Below are 1747 nucleotides of genomic sequence, written 5' to 3' on the forward strand. Positions count from 1 at the left end.
CAACGGATAGTGCGTCACGAACGTGGAGAGGAGCTCAAGGTGTAGGAGAAGCTCTTTGAAGCGGTGCTGCGTGAGAGATGGAGGATTCTCGGCCCTCCAGTGTCGCCCTGCATGGGGGAGGCGCTAAACCACCCTCTGCTGCGTTAGCTGAAGACTGTCGTGGTGAGCGATGAGGGAAAAGGCGTCCGTTGGAGGCGTCAGGTGGGGATCAGGAAGGCGTTGCGCTGAAAACCCTTGCGGGGGTTCGCTGTTGAAGCGTCGAAATGTTTAGGACGACATCGAAACCTGGGTTTTATCCGACCTTGGGATGAGTCTGGCGGGAGCCTGCTTACTGGCCAGATGGTGTCCGGCGTGAAGGCGGCGCGAGCCTGATCTGCTGCTCTTGCGTGGAACGTGAGAAGGCCCGTCCCGAAACTTCTGTCCGCGAAGCTGATTCGCGGACGGAGAGAGGGAGCATCCCAAGCGGAGAACCCGCGAGGGACCGAGTACCGATGCGGGACGGCGCTGACGGACTGGCTCGTAGTAGCTGGGAAGTTCCTGCCTGGCGCGGTGGGAATGGAGCCAAGGGGCCAGGTCATCCGTGGCTGGACTTGTTCGATCAACCAGGCGATGCCCTGGGAGGAGTCGCGTGAGTGAGCTGAAGTCAACAGGCAAGCCGTTCGAGATCTCCAAGCGGGAGGTTTGGGAGGCATGGGAGAAGGTCAAGCAGAACAAGGGCGGACCAGGAGTCGATGGTGTGACCGTCGAGGACTTCGAGAAGGATCTGAGGAACAACCTTTACAAGATCTGGAACAGGATGTCCTCGGGAAGCTACTTCCCGCCTCCGGTTCGAGCGGTGGAGATACCGAAACAGCACGGCGGCGGCACGAGGACCCTCGGAATACCTTGTGTCGGCGACAGAGTGGCGCAAACGGTGGTGGCCGCGCACTTGGAGAAACGGGTGGATCCGGTGTTCCATCCCGACTCCTACGGCTACCGGCCGGGGAAGTCCGCTCTGGATGCGGTGAGTAAATGCCGGGAACGGTGCTGGAAGAAGGACTGGGTGATCGATCTCGACGTCCAGAAATTCTTTGACTCCGTCCGGTGGGACCTGATCGTCAAGGCTGTGGAGGTGCATACCGATGCCCCGTGGGTGGTGCTGTATGTCAGCCGGTGGCTTCGCGCACCGGTGCAGCAGCCCGACGGGACCCTGTTGGAGCGAACCCGAGGTACTCCCCAGGGGTCCTCGGTGTCGCCCGTGCTGGCGAACCTGTTCTTGCACTACGCGTTCGACGTGTGGCTGGTTCGGGAATTCCCGGCAGTCGAGTTCGAGCGCTATGCCGATGACGCGGTCGTGCACTGCACTACTGAGCGGCAGGCCCGTCAGGTTCTGGCGGCTTTGCAGGAGCGGATGGCCGAGGTCGGGCTTGCTCTGCATCCGGCCAAGACCAAGATCGTGTACTGCCGGGACGCGAACCGGCGCCAGCCATATGGCGTCACGCAGTTCACGTTCCTGGGGTTCACGTTCAGGTCCCGCACGGCGCGGACGAGGAACGGCGGCACTTTCGTGTCGTTCCAGCCCGCGATCAGCCAGGAAGCCCTGAAGAAGATCGGTGCCGAGGTTCGCTCGTGGCGGCTTCATCACCGGATCGGCTCGACCTTCGCCCAACTGGCCAGATCGATCAATCCGGTCGTGACCGGCTGGATGCGGTATTACGGAGCGTTCTATCCCTCCGCGATGCATCCCCTCCTGACGCGCATCAACTCC

Annotated in this window: 1 protein-coding gene; it reads left to right on the forward strand. The window is 61.9% G+C overall.

All coding sequences use genetic code 11. The features are described 5' to 3' along the window. Window positions 1-628: 628 nt before the first annotated feature. The coding region (gene ltrA / locus ACLMAL_RS39485) for a group II intron reverse transcriptase/maturase (protein ID WP_412003746.1) at window positions 629-1747 on the forward strand (1119 nt) is incomplete at its 3' end.

Origin of the sequence: Nocardia sp. CWNU-33, from assembly GCF_046764895.1 — a bacterium.
Taxonomy (GTDB): Bacteria; Actinomycetota; Actinomycetes; order Mycobacteriales; family Mycobacteriaceae; genus Nocardia.